Origin of the sequence: Streptomyces sp. URMC 129 (assembly GCF_051386415.1) — a bacterium.
Lineage (GTDB): Bacteria > Actinomycetota > Actinomycetes > Streptomycetales > Streptomycetaceae > Streptomyces.
Window position 1 is genome coordinate 52,634 of sequence record NZ_JBPQTQ010000007.1, and the last position, 16,579, is coordinate 69,212.

The 16,579-nt window shown below is 74.4% G+C and carries 14 protein-coding genes; 10 read left to right on the top strand and 4 right to left on the bottom strand.

Annotated elements, in window-relative coordinates:
* Window positions 1–36 precede the first annotated feature (36 nt).
* From tatA to ACSNOC_RS03055, 4 genes are all read left to right on the top strand, one after another.
* The gene (tatA, locus tag ACSNOC_RS03040; protein ID WP_436745624.1) at window positions 37–306 is read left to right on the top strand and encodes a Sec-independent protein translocase subunit TatA; all 270 of its coding nucleotides are present in this window, start codon (window positions 37–39) and stop codon (window positions 304–306) included.
* Between the two features lie 69 nt (window positions 307–375).
* Window positions 376–1,296, top strand: coding sequence for a twin-arginine translocase subunit TatC (tatC, locus tag ACSNOC_RS03045; RefSeq protein WP_436745625.1), 921 nt, complete (start codon window positions 376–378; stop codon window positions 1,294–1,296).
* A gap of 16 nt (window positions 1,297–1,312) precedes the next feature.
* Complete coding sequence (locus ACSNOC_RS03050) at window positions 1,313–2,212, top strand: diacylglycerol kinase (protein ID WP_436745626.1); 900 nt, start codon at window positions 1,313–1,315, stop codon at window positions 2,210–2,212.
* A 46-nt stretch (window positions 2,213–2,258) separates the two neighbouring features.
* Entirely contained in the window at window positions 2,259–5,069 is a 2,811-nt protein-coding gene (locus ACSNOC_RS03055) for a DEAD/DEAH box helicase (protein WP_436745627.1), read from the top strand.
* Window positions 5,070–5,124: 55 nt separating this feature from the next.
* Here ACSNOC_RS03055 and ACSNOC_RS03060 read toward each other — a convergent pair whose 3' ends face one another.
* Window positions 5,125–6,048 carry a 5'-3' exonuclease gene (locus tag ACSNOC_RS03060; RefSeq protein ID WP_436745628.1) on the bottom strand — a complete coding sequence of 308 codons (924 nt, stop codon included), beginning with the start codon at window positions 6,046–6,048 and terminating at the stop codon, window positions 5,125–5,127.
* Between the two features lie 191 nt (window positions 6,049–6,239).
* On the opposite strand from ACSNOC_RS03060, the gene ACSNOC_RS03065 reads away from it, so the two are divergent.
* Both ACSNOC_RS03065 and ACSNOC_RS03070 read left to right on the top strand, forming a co-directional pair.
* Window positions 6,240–7,400: a cation:proton antiporter gene (locus tag ACSNOC_RS03065; protein ID WP_436745629.1), complete on the top strand. Its 1,161-nt coding sequence runs from the start codon at window positions 6,240–6,242 to the stop codon at window positions 7,398–7,400.
* Between the two features lie 5 nt (window positions 7,401–7,405).
* Entirely contained in the window at window positions 7,406–8,134 is a 729-nt protein-coding gene (locus tag ACSNOC_RS03070; RefSeq protein ID WP_436745630.1) for a helical backbone metal receptor, read from the top strand.
* A gap of 482 nt (window positions 8,135–8,616) precedes the next feature.
* Here the strand turns inward: ACSNOC_RS03070 and ACSNOC_RS03075 are convergent, their stop codons facing one another.
* The 3 genes from ACSNOC_RS03075 to ACSNOC_RS03085 form a co-directional block, all read right to left on the bottom strand.
* Window positions 8,617–9,318: a gamma-glutamyl-gamma-aminobutyrate hydrolase family protein gene (locus tag ACSNOC_RS03075; RefSeq protein ID WP_436745631.1), complete on the bottom strand. Its 702-nt coding sequence runs from the start codon at window positions 9,316–9,318 to the stop codon at window positions 8,617–8,619.
* Window positions 9,319–9,330: 12 nt separating this feature from the next.
* On the bottom strand, window positions 9,331–10,776 hold the full coding sequence (gene eat / locus ACSNOC_RS03080; RefSeq protein ID WP_436745632.1) for an ethanolamine permease: 1,446 nt from the start codon (window positions 10,774–10,776) through the stop codon (window positions 9,331–9,333).
* A gap of 103 nt (window positions 10,777–10,879) precedes the next feature.
* Window positions 10,880–11,650, bottom strand: a complete 771-nt coding sequence (locus ACSNOC_RS03085; protein ID WP_436745633.1) for a FadR/GntR family transcriptional regulator — start codon at window positions 11,648–11,650, stop codon at window positions 10,880–10,882.
* A 75-nt stretch (window positions 11,651–11,725) separates the two neighbouring features.
* On the opposite strand from ACSNOC_RS03085, the gene ACSNOC_RS03090 reads away from it, so the two are divergent.
* From ACSNOC_RS03090 to ACSNOC_RS03105, 4 genes are all read left to right on the top strand, one after another.
* Window positions 11,726–13,096 (top strand): glutamine synthetase family protein, encoded by a 1,371-nt coding sequence (locus tag ACSNOC_RS03090; protein ID WP_436745634.1) that lies wholly within the window; start codon window positions 11,726–11,728, stop codon window positions 13,094–13,096.
* 14 nt (window positions 13,097–13,110) lie between these two features.
* Window positions 13,111–14,511, top strand: coding sequence for an aldehyde dehydrogenase family protein (locus tag ACSNOC_RS03095; protein ID WP_436745639.1), 1,401 nt, complete (start codon window positions 13,111–13,113; stop codon window positions 14,509–14,511).
* 55 nt (window positions 14,512–14,566) lie between these two features.
* Complete coding sequence (locus ACSNOC_RS03100) at window positions 14,567–15,352, top strand: 3-oxoacyl-ACP reductase (RefSeq protein ID WP_436745635.1); 786 nt, start codon at window positions 14,567–14,569, stop codon at window positions 15,350–15,352.
* Window positions 15,353–15,434: 82 nt separating this feature from the next.
* Window positions 15,435–16,349 (top strand): DUF2510 domain-containing protein, encoded by a 915-nt coding sequence (locus ACSNOC_RS03105; RefSeq protein WP_436745636.1) that lies wholly within the window; start codon window positions 15,435–15,437, stop codon window positions 16,347–16,349.
* The last annotated feature ends 230 nt before the right edge of the window (window positions 16,350–16,579 follow it).

Sequence of the window (16,579 nt, forward strand, 5' to 3'; positions counted from 1 at the left end):
CGCAGACCACTCCCGATCAGAAAGTGGACGGACGATATGGGCTCGCTTTCCCTGTGGCACATCCTCCTCGTCGCCCTTGTCGTCGTGGTTGTCTTCGGCTCCAAGCGGCTGCCGGACACCGCCCGGTCGCTCGGCAAGTCGATGCGCATCCTCAAGAGCGAGGCGTCCGCGATGAAGACCGACAAGACGCCCGCCGGTACCGACGGCACCGCCCCCGGCACCGCGCCCAGGACCATCGAGCCCGCTCCCGGCGACACGGCCGCCGCGCGCCCGGTGGACGAGCCCAAGGGCACGACGCAGGGCTGACGTACTGTCGTGCCAGCAGTGAGACCGGGTGGCCGGGCTTCCGGCCCCCCTACGAGATGAGGACGTGGGGTGCCCAAGGCCACGCGCAAGAAGGAGAAGGACCCCGAGGGGCGGATGCCCCTCACCGAGCACCTGCGTGAGCTGCGCAACCGGCTCGGGGTGTCGCTGGCGGCGATCCTGGCGGTCACCATCGTCGCGCTGTTCTTCGCCCAGGACATCATGGACGTCCTCACCGCGCCGCTGCCGGAGTGCGACGAGGTCAACGACACCAGCGGCGCCGTCGAGCGGTGCGCCCGGCTCACGCAGAACGGCCTGACCGCGCCGTTCGCGACGTACTTCCGGGTCTCGCTGCTGGTCGGCCTGATCGCCGCCTCACCGGTCTGGCTCTACCAGCTGTGGGCGTTCATCGCGCCCGGCCTGCACAAGCACGAGAAGAAGTACACCAGCGCCGTCGTCGGCTTCGGCGTGCCGCTGTTCCTGACCGGCGTCTACTTCGCGTACTGGCTGCTGCCGCGCGCCATCCCGGTGCTGCTGAGCTTCAGCGCCGAGGACGCGGAGAACCTGGTGACGGTCGAGGAGCTGCTGGACCTGACCGTCCGGATGGCGCTTGCCTTCGGCCTCTCCTTCGAGCTGCCGCTGCTGCTGGTCATGCTGAACTTCGGCGGCATCCTCTCCGGCCAGCGGATGCTGAGCTGGTGGCGCTGGATGGTGGTCGGCATCGCCGTCTTCGCCGCCGCCATCACCCCGACCGACCTGCTGTCCATGGTCGCCCTCCAGGTCCCCGTCACCGGGCTGTACTTCCTGGCCTGCGGCATCGCCATCCTCAACGACCGGCGCAAGCAGCGCTCGGACCCGGACGCCGGGCTGAGCGACGACGAGGCGTCCGAGCTGGACCTGACCCCGGCCACCATCGAGCCGGTGGAGCGGGTCAGCGCCTCGGGCATCGACGACGGCGCGCCGCGGGTCAACGGCTTCGACGACGCCACCTGACCCGGCGGGCCCGCGCGTGAGCGAGGGGATCACCCTGCTGGTCAACCCGGCGGCGGGCCGGGGCAGGGCGGCCGGCGCGGCGCTGCCCGCGGCCCGCGTGCTGCGGGACGCCGGATTCGCGGTGCGCGCCGTCGTCGGCGAGGACCCGGCCGACGCCGTGCGCCGGGCCCGGGCGGCCGTGGACCGGGGCACCGCGGCCGTGGTCGCGGTCGGCGGCGACGGCCTGGTCTCCCTCGCGCTGCGCGTGGTCGCGGGCACCGGCACCCCGTTCGGCATCGTCGCCGCCGGCACCGGCAACGACACGGCGCGCGCCTGCGGACTGCCCACCGGCGACCCGGCCGCCGCCGCCGCGCTCGTCGCCGTCGCCCTGACGGCGGGCCGGACCCGGCGCGTGGACGCCGCGCGGGTCGGGGACGCCTGGTTCGGCAGCGTGCTGGCGTCCGGGTTCGACTCGCGGGTCGCCGACCGGGGCAACCGGATGCGGTGGCCGCGCGGCCCGCGCCGCTACGACCTGGCGGTGATCGCGGAGCTGGCCGGGCTGCGCCCCGTTCCCTACCGGATCCGGCTCGACGGCGGTCCGTGGCGGCGGCTCGACGCCACCCTGGTCGCGGTGGGCAACGGCGCCAGCTACGGCGGCGGCATGCGGATCTGCCCCGGCGCCCGCGTGGACGACGGGCTGCTCTCGGTCACCGTGGTGGGCGAGGTCGGCAGGGCCACGCTGCTGCGCGTCTTCCCCCGCGTCTACCGGGGGACCCACCTCACCCATCCGGCGGTCTCCGTCTTCGAGGCGGCCCGGGTGGAGCTCGACGCCCCCGGCGTCACCGGATACGCCGACGGCGAACCCCTCGGGCCGCTGCCGCTGACCGCCGAGTGCGTGCCGGGCGCGGTGCGGCTGCTGGCGCCGGCCGACGCGTAAAGTTCACGCGTCCGTCCGGGGCAGGGCCGGTAGGCTCGTAAGCACAATGACCGACCACATCTCCCCTGCGGAGCGCTTCGCCGCCGCCCAGCGGCGGGCCGCCGAGCAGGCCACCGCGCTCGCCCCGTTCCGCGAGCTGTACGACTTCGGGCTGGACCCCTTCCAGATCGAGGCGTGCCAGGCCCTCGAGGCGGGCAAGGGCGTCCTGGTCGCGGCTCCCACCGGCTCGGGCAAGACCATCGTCGGGGAGTTCGCCGTCCACCTCGCCCTCCAGCAGGGCAGGAAATGCTTCTACACCACCCCGATCAAGGCGCTGTCGAACCAGAAGTACACCGATCTGGTCAAGCGGTACGGCGCCGACCGGGTGGGCCTGCTCACCGGTGACAACAGCGTCAACGGCGACGCGCCCGTGATCGTGATGACCACCGAGGTCCTGCGGAACATGCTCTACGCGGGCTCCCAGGCGCTGACCGGCCTCGGCTACGTGGTGATGGACGAGGTGCACTACCTCTCCGACCGCTTCCGCGGCGCCGTGTGGGAGGAGGTCATCATCCACCTCCCCGAGTCCGTCACCCTGGTGTCGCTGTCGGCCACGGTCTCCAACGCCGAGGAGTTCGGCGACTGGCTGGACACCGTCCGCGGCGACACCCAGGTCATCGTCTCCGAGCACCGCCCGGTGCCGCTGTGGCAGCACGTGCTGGCCGGGCGGCGGCTGTACGACCTGTTCGAGGAGTCGGGCGACAAGCGCGAGGTCAACCCCGACCTGCTGCGCATGGCCCGGATGGAGAACACCCGCCCGTGGACCGCCCGCGACCGGTTCCGCGACGGCCGGGACCGCAAGCGCGCCGCCGACCGGGAGCGCGAGCGGCGGCAGCGCGCCCGCGTGTACACGCCCAGCCGGGTCGAGGTCATCGACCGGCTGGACGCGGAGGGACTGCTGCCCGCGATCACGTTCATCTTCAGCCGGGCGGGCTGCGAGGCGGCCGTCCAGCAGTGCCTGCACGCCGGGCTGCGGCTGAACGACGCGGCGGCCCGCGCCCGGGTCCGGGAGATCGTGGAGCGGCGCACGGCCGCCATCCCCGACGAGGACCTGCACGTGCTGGGGTACTTCGAGTGGCTGGAGGGCCTGGAGCGGGGCATCGCCGCGCACCACGCCGGGATGCTGCCGACGTTCAAGGAGATCGTCGAGGAGCTGTTCGTCCGCGGGCTGGTCAAGGCCGTCTTCGCGACCGAGACGCTGGCCCTGGGCATCAACATGCCGGCGCGTTCCGTGGTGCTGGAGAAGCTCGTCAAGTGGAACGGAGAGCAGCACGCGGACATCACGCCCGGCGAGTACACGCAGCTCACCGGGCGCGCGGGGCGGCGCGGCATCGACATCGAGGGGCATGCCGTCGTGCTGTGGCAGCGCGGCATGGACCCGGCGGCGCTGGCCGGGCTGGCCGGGGCGCGCACGTATCCGCTGCGGTCGTCGTTCAAGCCGTCGTACAACATGGCGGTCAACCTGGTGTCGCAGTTCGGGCGGCACCGCTCGCGCGAGCTGCTGGAGACATCGTTCGCGCAGTTCCAGGCGGACCGCTCGGTCGTGGGCATCTCCCGGCAGGTGCAGCGCAACGAGACCGGGCTCGCCGGGTACCGGGAGGCGATGACGTGCCACCTGGGGGACTTCCAGGAGTACGCGCGGCTGCGCCGTGACCTGAAGGACCGGGAGACCGAGCTGGCCCGGCAGGGCGTGGCGCAGCGCCGGGCCGCCGCGCACACCTCGCTGGAGCAGCTCAAGCCGGGCGACATCATCCACGTGCCCACCGGGAAGTTCGCCGGGCTGGCGCTGGTGCTCGACCCGGGCATGCCGGCCGGGCGCAGCCCGGGACACCGGGGCTTCGACCACCACGACGGGCCGCGCCCGCTGGTGCTCACCGAGCAGCGGCAGGTCAAGCGGCTGGCCTCGATGGACTTCCCGGTGCCGGTCGAGCCGCTGGACCGGATGCGGATCCCGAAGTCGTTCAACCCGCGCAGCCCGCAGTCCCGGCGCGACCTGGCCTCGGCGCTGCGCTCCAAGGCCGGGCACGTGGTGCCGCGCCGGCACCGCAGGGGGCGATCCGCGGCGGCCGACGACGCGGAGCTGTCGCGCCTGCGGGCGGCGATCCGCGCGCACCCGTGCCACGGCTGCGACGAACGCGAGGACCACGCCCGGTGGGCGGAGCGGTACTACCGGCTGCAGCGGGACACGCGGCAGCTCGAACGGCGCATCGAGGGCAGGACCAACACCATCGCCCGCACCTTCGACCAGGTCGCCGCGCTCCTGACCGAGCTGGGGTACCTGAGCGGCGACGAGGTGACGCCCGAGGGCCGCCGGCTGGCCCGGCTCTACGGCGAGCTGGACCTGCTGGCCAGCGAGTGCCTGCGGGAGGGCGTGTGGGAGGGGCTGGACCCGGCCGAGCTGGCGTCCTGCGTCTCCGCCCTGGTCTACGAGACGCGCAGCGCGGACGACGCCCCGCCGCCCGAGGTGCCCGGAGGCCGGGCCCGGCACGCGCTGGGCGAGATGGTCCGGATCTGGGGCCGTCTCGACGCCCTGGAGGAGCGGCACAACATCAGCCAGACGACGGGTGTCGGCCAGCGGGAGCCCGATCTCGGGTTCGCCTGGGCCGCCTACCGGTGGACCCAGGGGCACGGCCTGGACGCGGTGCTGCGGGACGCGGACATGCCCGCCGGCGACTTCGTGCGCTGGTGCAAGCAGGTCATCGACGTCCTGGGGCAGATCGCGGCGGCGGCGCCGGAGGGCGGGACGGTGACGGCCAACGCCCGGAAGGCCGTCGACAAGATGCTGCGCGGGGTGGTGGCGTACAGCTCCGTCGGGTAGCGCGCGCCGTCACCGGCCGTCCGCCGCCTTGTTCCCGTCGCCCGTCGCCCGTCGCTCAGCGCTGCAGGGCGGTGAGCAGGCGGGTGAGCGAACCGCCGAGGCCCCAGCGGGCGTTGAGGGCGTCCAGGGCCTCGGGGGCGCGCGGCGCGGCGGGCAGCGCGGCGTCGTGCTCCGGCAGCGGCACGTCGCGGGCGACGCGCACCACCCGGGGGGCCACGGCCAGGTACGGCCTGGCCTCCGTCAGCCGCTTGCGCTGGGCCGGGGTGAACGCGCTCCGGCCCGGCGCGTCGAGGGCGGCCAGGATCCCGGCCAGGTCGCCGTGGCGCTCCAGCAGCCTGGCGGCCGTCTTCTCGCCGATGCCGGGGACGCCGGGCAGTCCGTCGCTGGGGTCGCCGCGCAGCAGCGCCAGGTCGGCGTAACCGGGGCCGTCGACCCCGTACTTGGCGCGCAGCGCCGCCTCGTCGAACGCGGCCAGGGTGGCCATGCCCTTCACCGGGTAGAGCACGCGCACGCCACGGGCGTCGTCGATGAGCTGGAACAGGTCGCGGTCGCCGGTCACGATGTCCACCGGGCCGGTGGCCCGGTCGGTGAGGGTGCCGATGACGTCGTCGGCCTCGTAGCCGGGGGCGCCGACGCGGGCGATGCCGAGGGCGTCGAGGACGTCCTCGATCACCGGCACCTGGGGGGAGAGCGTGTCGGGCACGACCTCGGTGTCCGGCCCGTCCGCCGCCTCCTCGGCGACGCGGTGCGCCTTGTAGGTGGGGATCAGCTCCACCCGCCACGCCGGGCGCCAGTCCTCGTCCATGCAGGCGACGAGGTCGTCGGGCCGGTGGTCCAGGACGAGTCGGGCGATGAAGTCCAGCAGGCCGCGCACGGCGTTGACGGGCGTGCCGTCGGGGGCGCGCACCGAATCCGGGACGCCGAAGTAGGCCCGGAAGTAGAGCGAGGCGGTGTCGAGGAGCATCAGTCGTCTGGTCACACACGGATCATGCCGTAAGGCGGACCCCGGGCCGCCGGGCGCGGTGAGCCTCCGCCGGCCGCTGGGAAGCGGCCAACGAGACCGGAAAAGTCGTTTGCTAGGGTAAGTATTGACTCTTTCTTGACCTTTGCTTGACTCTTTTGGTCGAACGGCCGCCAGGAGGAACCATCCACGCGGACACCCTGCTCGCCATGGGCGGCGCCTTCGTCGCCGCCGCCGTCCTCGCCCGCCTCGGCAGCCGCATCGGGCTGCCGACGATCCCCTTGTTCATCCTCGCCGGGATCCTGCTCGGCCCCCACACACCCGGTTACGTCCTGGTGGAGGACCCGCACGAGCTGGGCATGCTCTCCGCGCTCGGGCTGGTGCTGCTGCTGTTCTACCTCGGGCTCGAATTCCACATCGACGACCTGAAGAGCGGCGGCCGGAAGATGGCGGCGGCGGGCGGCGCGTATCTCGCGCTGAACGTGGGGGCCGGGCTGGCGTTCGGCTTCGGCCTGGGCTGGGGCACCGAGGAGGCGCTGGTCCTCGCAGGGGTCCTCGGGATCTCGTCGTCCGCGATCGTCACCAAGGTGCTGGTCGACCTGGGCCGCATCAACAATCCGGAGACCAGGCCGATTCTGGGCATCATCGTGGTGGAGGACGTCTTCCTGGCCCTGTACCTGGCGGCCCTCCAGCCGGTCATCTCCGGTGCGGACAGCCTGGGTTCGATGGCGTGGGACTTCGGGAAGGCGTTCGGCTTCCTGCTGCTGCTGGCCGTCGCCGCCCGCTGGGGGACCGGGGCCGTCGGCCGGATGTTCGCGACGAAGGACGACGAGTTGCTGGTGATCTCCTTCCTGGGCGCGGCCGTTCTCGTCGCCGGGGTGGCCGAGAAGTTCGGCGTGGCGGACGCCATCGCGGCGTTCATGGTCGGCCTCATCCTGGGCAACACCGGCTCGGGGGAGCGGATCCGGGACATGGTGCACCCGCTGCGGGACGCCTTCGCGGCGATCTTCTTCTTCGCCTTCGGCCTGTCCATCGACCCCGGGGACCTGCCGACCGTCGTCCGGCCAGTGGTGATCGCGGTGCTCGTGACCGTCTCGATGAACCTGCTGGCCGGGCTGCTGACGGGCCGTATCTACCGGTTCGGGCCGGAGCCGTCCGCCAACGTGGCCACCACGCTGCTGGCGCGCGGGGAGTTCGCCCTGATCCTGGCCACCATGGCGGCCGGGGCCGGGCTGGACGAGCGGCTGTCGCCGTTCATCGCGGGGTACGTCCTCGTCCTCGCCGTGATCGCGCCGCTGGCCGCCGGGCGCGCGCACTGGACGGCCCGGATCCTGCCCGCCGGACGCGCGCGGACGGGGGCCGAGGCGTGACGGGCGTGCGGCGTGTCGTCTCGCTGGTGCCGTCGCTGACCGAGGCCGTCGCCGCGACGGCCCCCGAGCTGCTGGTCGGTGCGACGGACTGGTGCGCGCACCCGGCGGACCTGGACGTGGTGCGGGTCGGCGGCACCAAGAACCCGGACGTGGCGCGGGTGATCGCGCTCCGGCCGGACCTGGTGATCGCCAACGAGGAGGAGAACCGGGCGCCGGACCTGACAGCCCTGCGGGCGGCGGGAGTCGAGGTGCTGGTCACCGAAGTCCGGTCGCTGGCCCAGGCGTTCACCGAGCTGGAACGGGTCCTGGTGACCGGCTGCGGGCTGGCGCGGCCCGCCTGGCTGTCCCGGGCGGAGGCGGCCTGGGCCGCGGTCCGGGCCCCTGAGCCGGGGCGCGTCGCGGTGGTGCCGGTGTGGCGGCGGCCGTGGATGGTGCTCGGCCGCGACACGTTCGCGGGCGACGTCCTGGCGCGGCTCGGGATACGGAACGCGTACGCCGGTCACGCGGAGCGGTATCCGCGCGTGCCGCTGGGGGAGTTGACCACGCCGGGCCGGGCCGATCTGGTGGTGCTGCCCGACGAGCCCTACGCGTTCACCGCCGACGACGGCCCCGAGGCGTTCCCCGCCCTCCCGGCGGCCCTGGTCAGCGGACGCCATCTCACCTGGTACGGCCCGTCGTTGACCGAGGCGCCCGCAGTGCTGACCGCGGCCCTGACGACGGCGCGACGCCCCTGACCCGGCCCCGACGCACTCTGGGCGGCGACCCGGCTGTGGGCGGGGCCATCGCCGTGTCGCTGACCGGATGAGCCTCGGGGGAGCCGGTGTGGCGGCCCGGGCGTCGCGGGCGGGCCGGTGCACGATCGGGCCGACGGGGCCGCTGGCCGGGTGTGGCGGCGCCGGGCGTGGGGCGCGGGCTCTGTGGCGATCCGGTCATGGGCTGGGCCGTCGCCCGTCTCGCTCACCGGATGGGCCTTCCGGGGTCGGCGCGGGCCTCGGCGCCCGGCTCCTGTCAGCAGGGGGTCCGCCCGGCCGGGACGACGGGCGTACCGCGCCCCGGTGTCTCGGGCGGTCTCCGCTCATGGCCCTGGCCGGGCCCCGGCTGGACCGGGCCCCACACGCGTGCACGGCCGCACCGGTGTGCGGGCTGCTGCGCGTCGTGGTGGGGACCGTGTCCGTGTCCGGTGGTGTCCCGGTGAAGCCTTCCGGGAGGGCGGCGGTCAGGCGGTGGCGGCGGCCGTGAGGAGGGCGCGCGTCACCGCTGTGTCCGTGCCCGCCTCGGGGTGCCACTGCACGGCCAGGGCGAAGCCGTGCGACGCGGGCAGTTCCACCGCCTCCACCGTGCCGTCCGCTGCGTGGGCGGAGGCGATGAGGCCCGTGCCCAGGGTGGCCACCGCCTGGTGGTGGTACGCCGGGACGCGGACCGGGGCCGGGAGGGCCCGGGCCAGGAGCGTGCCGGGGACCGGGGTGATCTCGTGGTCGGCGAAGACCCCGGGCGGGCCGGAGTGGCCGTCCACGTGCTGGTGGAGGGTGCCGCCGAGGGCCACGTTGAGCAGCTGCATCCCGCGGCAGACGCCCAGCAGCGGCGTCCGCCGGGCCAGGGCCGCCTCGATCAGCGCCAGTTCCCACGCGTCGCGCTCCGGCGCGGGCGGGCCCGTGCGCGGGTCCCGGGGCGCGCCGTAGCGGGCGGGGTCCACGTCCGGGCCGCCGGCGATCACCAGGCCGTCGAGGCGCGCCAGCGCCGCCGTGGCCGCCGCCGGGGCCGCGTCCGGCGGCAGGAGCACCGCCACCCCGCCCGCCTGCTGCACCAGCCGGTGGTAGCCGGCCGGCAGCAGGGCGGCGGGCAGGTCCCACACGCCCCAGCGGGCCGACGCCTCCAGGTAGGTGCTGATGCCGATGAGCGGCGGTTCGCGCTCGGGCACGGCGTACTCCCTTCACTCACGGGCGAGTTCGGCCTCCGCCGCGGCCAGCGCCGCGAACTCCTCCTCGGGGGCGGCGGCCACCAGCCGGTGCCGACTGTAGAAGGCGAAGTACGCGACGGCCACCGCGTACACGCCCAGCGCGATGAACGCCGCCTCCCGGTCCACCAGGAAGGTCGCCGCCACCGCCGCCAGCGCCAGCGCCAGCGCCACGCCCGAGGTGACGACGCCGCCCGGCGTCCGGTACGGCCGCGGCAGCTCCGGCTCGCGGCGGCGCAGCACGATGTGCGACAGCGTCATGAGGCAGTACGAGATCGCCGCGCCGAACACCGCCACGTTCAGCATCCGCGCCCCGTCCCCGGTCGCCGCCGCCAGGCCGAAGCCCAGCGCGCCCGGGATCAGCAGGCCCAGGTAGGGGGCCTTGCGGCGGCTGGTGAGCGACAGGAAGCGCGGCAGGTACCCGGCGCGGGAGAGCGCGAAGAGCTGCCGCGACCCGGCGTAGACCAGCGAGAAGAACGAGGCGACCAGGCCCGCGAGCCCCGCGTAGTTGACGAAGCGGCTCAGCGCCGTCGACCCGCCGTCCGGCTCCTCCAGCGCCGTCACCAGCGGGTTCCCCGCGTCCTGCACCGCTACCGGGCCGCGCGCGCCCGAGGCGGCCAGGAACGTCACCGCCGCCAGCACCAGCAGCACGCCGATCGCCCAGGCCATCGCCCGCGGCAGGGTGCGGGCCGGGTCCCGGGTCTCCTCGGCGGCCAGCGGCACGCCCTCCACGCCGAGGAAGAACCACATGCCGAACGGGAACGCCGCCCAGATGCCCAACAGGCCGAACGGCAGCCAGGAGTTGGCGCCGAAGGCGGTGGAGTCGACCGGGATGTCGTTCAGCGAGTCCGCCTCGAAGTCCGGGAACGCGCCGCAGGCGAAGACCACCAGGGCGGCCACCGCGATCGCGGTCACCACGAGGCTGAAGCGCAGCGCCTCGCCCACGCCCCACAGGTGGATGGCGAGGAAGAGCACGAAGCAGCCCAGGTAGACCGGCCAGCCGGACGTCAGGCCGAACAGGTCGAGGGATTCCACGTAGTCGCCGATGAAGATCGCGATCGCCGCCGGGGCCAGCACGAACTCGATGAGGATCGCCGTCCCGGTCAGGAAGCCGCCCCACGGGCCCAGCGCGCGGCGCGCGAAGCCGTAACCGCCGCCCGCCGTCGGCAGCACGGCCGCCAGCTCGGCCAGGGCGAAGACCATGCACGTGTACATCAGGCCCATCAGCGCGGACGCGATGGCCAGCCCGCCGAAGCCGCCCTCGGCCAGGCCGAAGTTCCAGCCGGCGTAGTCCCCCGACACGACGTACGCCACGCCGAGCCCGGTGAGCAGCAGCGGTCCGGCGCTGCCGCCGCGCAGGGTCCGGCGGCTGAGATAAGCGTCCCGTCCGGCGGGTATACCGGACTCGGTGCCTTCGGTCATGTGGCCGCTCCCGCCTCGCGCCGCACTGGTCTGACCATAATGGTCTGGCTGTATACCATTGCCGCCCGGGTGGCCCGCGCGCAAGACCCCCGCGCGGCGGCGGTCACGGGCCGGGCGGGGGGGCGAGGAAGCCGCGCAGCAGGGCCGCCGTCCCGGCGCAGTGCTCGCGCATCACCGCGCGCGCCCCGTCCGCGTCGCCCTCCAGCACCGCCTCCACCAGGGCGGTGTGCTGCGCCTGCGAGTGCTCCAGGTTCCGCACCAGCAGCGGTATGCAGTCCAGCAGGTCGTTCAGCGTGGCCCGCACCGCCGCGTACTGGGCGGCCAGCGACGGGGAACCGGAGAGCCGGGCGAGCGTCAGGTGCAGCAGGGTGTCCGCCCGGCGGTACTCCGCCAGCGGCGCCTCCCGCGTCCCGGCCAGCGCCGCACGCAGCCGTGCCGCGGCCCCGGGCCCGAGCCCCTCGGCGGCGCACAGCCCGGCCGCGCCCACGTCCAGCACCTCGCGCAGCCGCAGCGTGTCCTCCAGGTCGACGCCGGCGATCCGCCGTCGCAGCTCCTGCCGGGCGCCGCCGCGCCCCGGCCCGGGGCGGCGGCGCACGAACGTCCCGCCGTACCGGCCGCGCCTGCTCTCCACCAGGCCCTCGTCCTGGAGGACCTTCAGCACCTCGCGCAGCGTGACCCGGCTGATGCCCAGCAGGGCCGCCAGCTCCCGCTCGGCGGGCAGCCGTCCGCCCTCCGGCACCAGGCCGAGCCGCAGCACCCCGAGGATCTGCCGCAGCGCCTCCTCGAAGCCGTTGCCCGCCCGGACCGGCCGCAGCACCCCGGCAGGCCAGGGCGCGTCCGCGGTCCCTCCGCCGCCGTCCACGCCGTCGTCCATCGGACCTACTTCCCAATCAATGGTCTGCCCGGATACCTTATGGCCTCAAGGCTGGAGCGACAGGAGGCCGCAGACGTGGCGATGCGCACACCCCCGCTGTCCGTCGAGGAGCTGAGGGGCCTGGTCGACCTCGGCGAGATCGACACCGTCGTCCTCGCGTTCACCGACATGCAGGGCAGACTCCAGGGCAAGCGGTTCGCCGCCCGCTTCTTCCTCACCGAGGTCCTGCCGCACGGCACCGAGGGCTGCAACTATCTGCTCGCCGTGGACGCCGACATGAACACCGTCGACGGCTACGCCATGTCCTCGTGGGAGCGCGGCTACGGCGACTTCGCCCTGCACGGCGACCCCGCCACGCTGCGCCGCGTCCCGTGGCACCCCGGCACGGCCATGATCACCGCCGACCTCGCCTGGCACGACGGCACGCCCGTGGCCGCCTCGCCCCGCCAGATCCTGCGCCGCCAGCTCGACCGGCTCGCCGAGCGCGGCTGGACCGCCTGCGTGGGCACCGAGCTGGAGTTCATGGTCTTCAAGGACACCTACGAGCACGCCTGGAGCGCCGCCTACCGGGGGCTGACCCCGGCCAACCAGTACAACGCCGACTACTCCGTGCTCGCCACCGGCCGCGTCGAGCCGCTGCTGCGCCGCATCCGCAACGAGATGGGCGCCGCGGGCATGACCGTGGAGTCCGCCAAGGGCGAGTGCAATCTCGGCCAGCACGAGATCGCCTTCCGCTACGCCGACGCCCTCACCACCTGCGACCAGCACAGCGTCTACAAGACCGGCGCCAAGGAGATCGCCGCCCAGGAGGGCATGGCCCTGACCTTCATGGCCAAGTACGACGAGCGCGAGGGGAATTCCTGCCACATCCACTTCTCGCTGCGCGACGGGGACGACCGGCCCGTCTTCGCCGACCCCGCCGGACCGCACGGCGGCATGTCCGCCACCATGCGCCACTTCCTCGCCGGACAACTGGCCGCGCTGCGCGAGCTGAGCCTGCTCCACGCCCCGAACATCAACTCCTACAAGCGCTTCCGGCCCGGCTCCTTCGCCCCCACCGCCGTCGCCTGGGGCCCCGACAACCGCACCTGCGCGCTGCGCGTCGTCGGCCACGGCCCCTCCCTGCGCATGGAGAACCGGCTGCCCGGTGGCGACGTCAACCCGTACCTCGCGGTCGCCGGCATGATCGCGGCCGGGCTGCACGGCGTCGACCACCGCCTCGAACTCCCCGGCCCCGAAACGGGGAACGCGTACGCCGGGGACGCCCCGCGCGTCCCGGCCACCCTGCGGGACGCCGCCGCGCTGTGGCGCGAGAGCCGCCTCGCCCGCGACGCGTTCGGCGACGAAGTGGTGGACCACTACGCCACCATGGCCCGCGTCGAACAGGACGCCTACGACTCCGCCGTCACCGACTGGGAGCGCTTCCGTTCCTTCGAGCGCATGTGAGGACACCGATCGCCGTGCCGGACGAGCCGCAGCCCCACCCGCACCCCCACCCGCGCGAACACCAGGTCGTCAACCCGGCCACCGAGGAGGTCGTCGCCACCGTCCCCGCGACCACCCCCGAGGAGGTCGACGCCGCCGTCCGCCGCGCCGCCCCGGCCCAGCGGCACTGGGCCGCCCTCGCCCCCGCCGACCGCGCCCGGCTGCTGCGCCGCTTCGCCGCCGCCGTGGACGCGGCGGCGGAGGAACTGGCCCTGCTGGAGGTCGAGGAGGCCGGCCACCCGCTGGCCAACGCCCGCTGGGAGGCGGGCAACGTGCGCGATCTGCTCGACTACGCGGCCGGGGGAGTCGAGCGGCTGACGGGGCATCAGATCCCGGTCGCCGGTGGCCTCGACGTCACCTTCCACGAGCCGCTGGGCACCGTCGCCGTGATCGCCCCGTGGAACTTCCCGATGCCGATCGCCGCCTGGGGCACCGCCCCCGCCCTCGCCGCCGGGAACGCGGTCCTCCTCAAACCCGCCGAGACCACGCCGCTGACCGCGCTGCGGCTGGCCCGGCTCGCCCTCGAAGCCGGGCTGCCCGAGGGCCTGTTCCAGGTGCTGCCCGGCGCCGGCCCGGTGACGGGCGCCGCCCTCGTCGACCATCCGGGCGTCGCCAAGGTGGTGTTCACCGGCTCCACCGCCGTCGGCAAGGGCATCATGGCGCGCTGCGCGGCCCGCGTGAAGCGTGTGACCCTCGAACTCGGCGGCAAGAGCCCGAACATCGTCTTCGCCGACGCCGACATCGAGCGCGCCGCCGCCACCGCGCCCGGCTCGTTCCTCGACAACACCGGGCAGGACTGCTGCGCCCGCAGCCGCATCCTGGTCCAACGCTCCGTCTACGACCGGTTCCTGGAGCTGCTGGAGCCGGCCGTCCACGCCGTCCGGGCCGGTGACCCGGCCGATCCGGCCACCGCCATGGGCCCGTTGATCTCCGCCGCGCAGCGGGAGCGCGTACGGTCCTACGTCGCCGAGGACGCGCCCGCCGCCATCCGCGGCGAGATCCCGGCGGGCAAGGGGTACTGGTACCCGGCGACCGTGCTGGAGGCGCACACGGCCGGGGACCGGGCCGCCGCCGAGGAGATCTTCGGCCCGGTCGCCGTCGTCACCCCCTTCGAGGACGAGGAGGAGGCGATCCGGCTCGCCAACGCCACCGAGTACGGGCTCTCCGGCTCCCTGTGGACGCGGGACGTCGGCCGCGCGCTGCGCGTCGCGCGCGCCGTCGCCGCGGGCAACCTGTCCGTCAACTCGCACAGCAGCGTCCGGTACGCCACGCCCTTCGGCGGGTTCAAGCAGTCGGGGCTCGGCCGCGAGCTGGGCCCGGACGCCCTGGCCGCGTTCACCGAGACCAAGAACGTCTTCCTCGACACCGGGCACTGACCACCGGGTCACCGACCACCGGGCACCGAAGCACCACAGCGACAAGGGAGAACCCGTGACCGACACCACCGCCGTCTGCCGCCGCCTCGTGGGCCGCACCGCCGTCGTCACCGGCGCGGGCAGCGGCATCGGCCTGGCCACCGCCCGCCGGCTGGCCTCCGAGGGCGCCCACGTGGTCTGCGCCGACGTGGACGCCGAGCGCGGCGAGGCCGCCGCGGCCGAGACCGGCGGCCGGTACGTGCACACCGACGTCACCGACGGCGAGCAGGTCGAGGCGCTGTTCCGGACGGCCTACGACACCTACGGCTCGGTCGACATCGCCTTCAACAACGCCGGCATCTCGCCACCCGACGACGACTCCATCCTCACCACCGGGCTGGACGCCTGGCAGCGCGTCCAGCACACCAACCTCACCTCGGTCTACCTGTGCTGCAAGGCCGTCATCCCCTACATGCGCCGCCAGGGCAAGGGCTCCATCATCAACACCGCCTCGTTCGTCGCGGTGATGGGCGCCGCCACGTCCCAGATCAGCTACACCGCCTCCAAGGGCGGCGTGCTCGCCATGTCCCGCGAACTGGGCGTGCAGTTCGCCCGCGAGGGCATCCGCGTCAACGCGCTGTGCCCCGGGCCGGTCAACACCCCGCTGCTGAAGGAGCTGTTCGCCAAGGACCCGGAGCGCGCCGCGCGCCGGCTGGTCCACGTGCCGGTGGGCCGGTTCGCCGAGCCGGAGGAGATCGCCGCCGCCGTGGCCTTCCTCGCCAGCGACGACTCCTCGTTCGTCAACGCCGCCGACTTCCTGGTGGACGGCGGCATCTCCGGCGCCTACGTGACGCCCCTGTAGAGCCTTGCGCGGGGCGCTCCGGATCCAGCCGGAACGATGCTGGTCGCGGCGGGCGCCGCTGTGAGAGGTTCACCGGGTGAGCATGACGACGCCCCCCGGCTGGTACCCCGACCCCGGCCACTCCGGCGCCGGGCCCGTCCCGGAGCGCTGGTGGGACGGTTCCGCCTGGACCGGCCACACCCGCGCCGCCGGCGGCCCCGCGGCGCCCGCCGTCTCCCAGGCACCGCCCGGCTACCAGCCGTTCGGGCCCCCGCCGCCGCCCGCCGCCGGGCGGCGCCGGGGCGTGGTCGCCGCCGTCGTGGCCGGCGGCGTGGCCGTGGCCACCGCCCTCGCGGTCACCGCCGTGCTGTTCCTCGGCGGCGACGGCGACGGCGACGAGGTCGCCGGCCCGGGCGCCTCGGCCGGGGAGGAGCGCGACGAGAACGGCGCCCCCGAGGACGCGCCGGACCAGCGGGGCGACCAGGAGAACGGCGACCCCGGGCTCACCGAGGCCCGGGCCGCCGGCGTCGCCCTGCCCCTCCTCGACGGCTGGGTGGAGGGCGAGCTGACCGACGGCGTCTCCGTCACCACCGGGCCCTACCCCTGCCCCCGCGACGAGAGCCTGGGCTGCGTGCGGGGCGGCGCGTTCCTCTTCGTCCTCCCCGGCATGGGAAGCGTCTCCGCCCAGGAGTTCGCCATGGCCGACATCGGCGAGAACGAGCGCGACGCGTACAACGAGGAGGCGTACGGCGGCGTCACCGCCTCCCAGCGGGTCCTCGCCGAGGAGGTCACCGTCGCCGGGCAGCAGGGCTACCGCGTCAGGACCCGCGTCGAGACCGAGGCCGGCACCCGGGCGTACGTGGAGTCCGTCGCCTTCCCCGCGCCCGACGGCTCCGGTGATCTCGTCGTGATCCGGCTCGGGTTCGACGACACCGACGACGCCCCGCCGGTGGCCGATCTGGACCGCCTCGTGCTCGGCGCCACGGCCGTCTCCGGCGCACCCGGTACCGAAGTCTGAGGTCCCGACCGTAGAGTGACCCCAGCCGAGCAGAAGATCAGCGGGACGCCGGGCGGACCGGGGAGTGTGTGGATGAACACCGAGCAGGGACCGCGAAGTTCACAGCTTCCGCCCCTGACGCCTCCGGTGCCGCCCGTGCCGCCGAGGCCCGCCGCCCCGCCGAGCAGTCCGGCGCCGAGCACGAGGCAGACCACCGCGCCGACGAGGCGGGTCGAGGGGCTGGCCGAGGT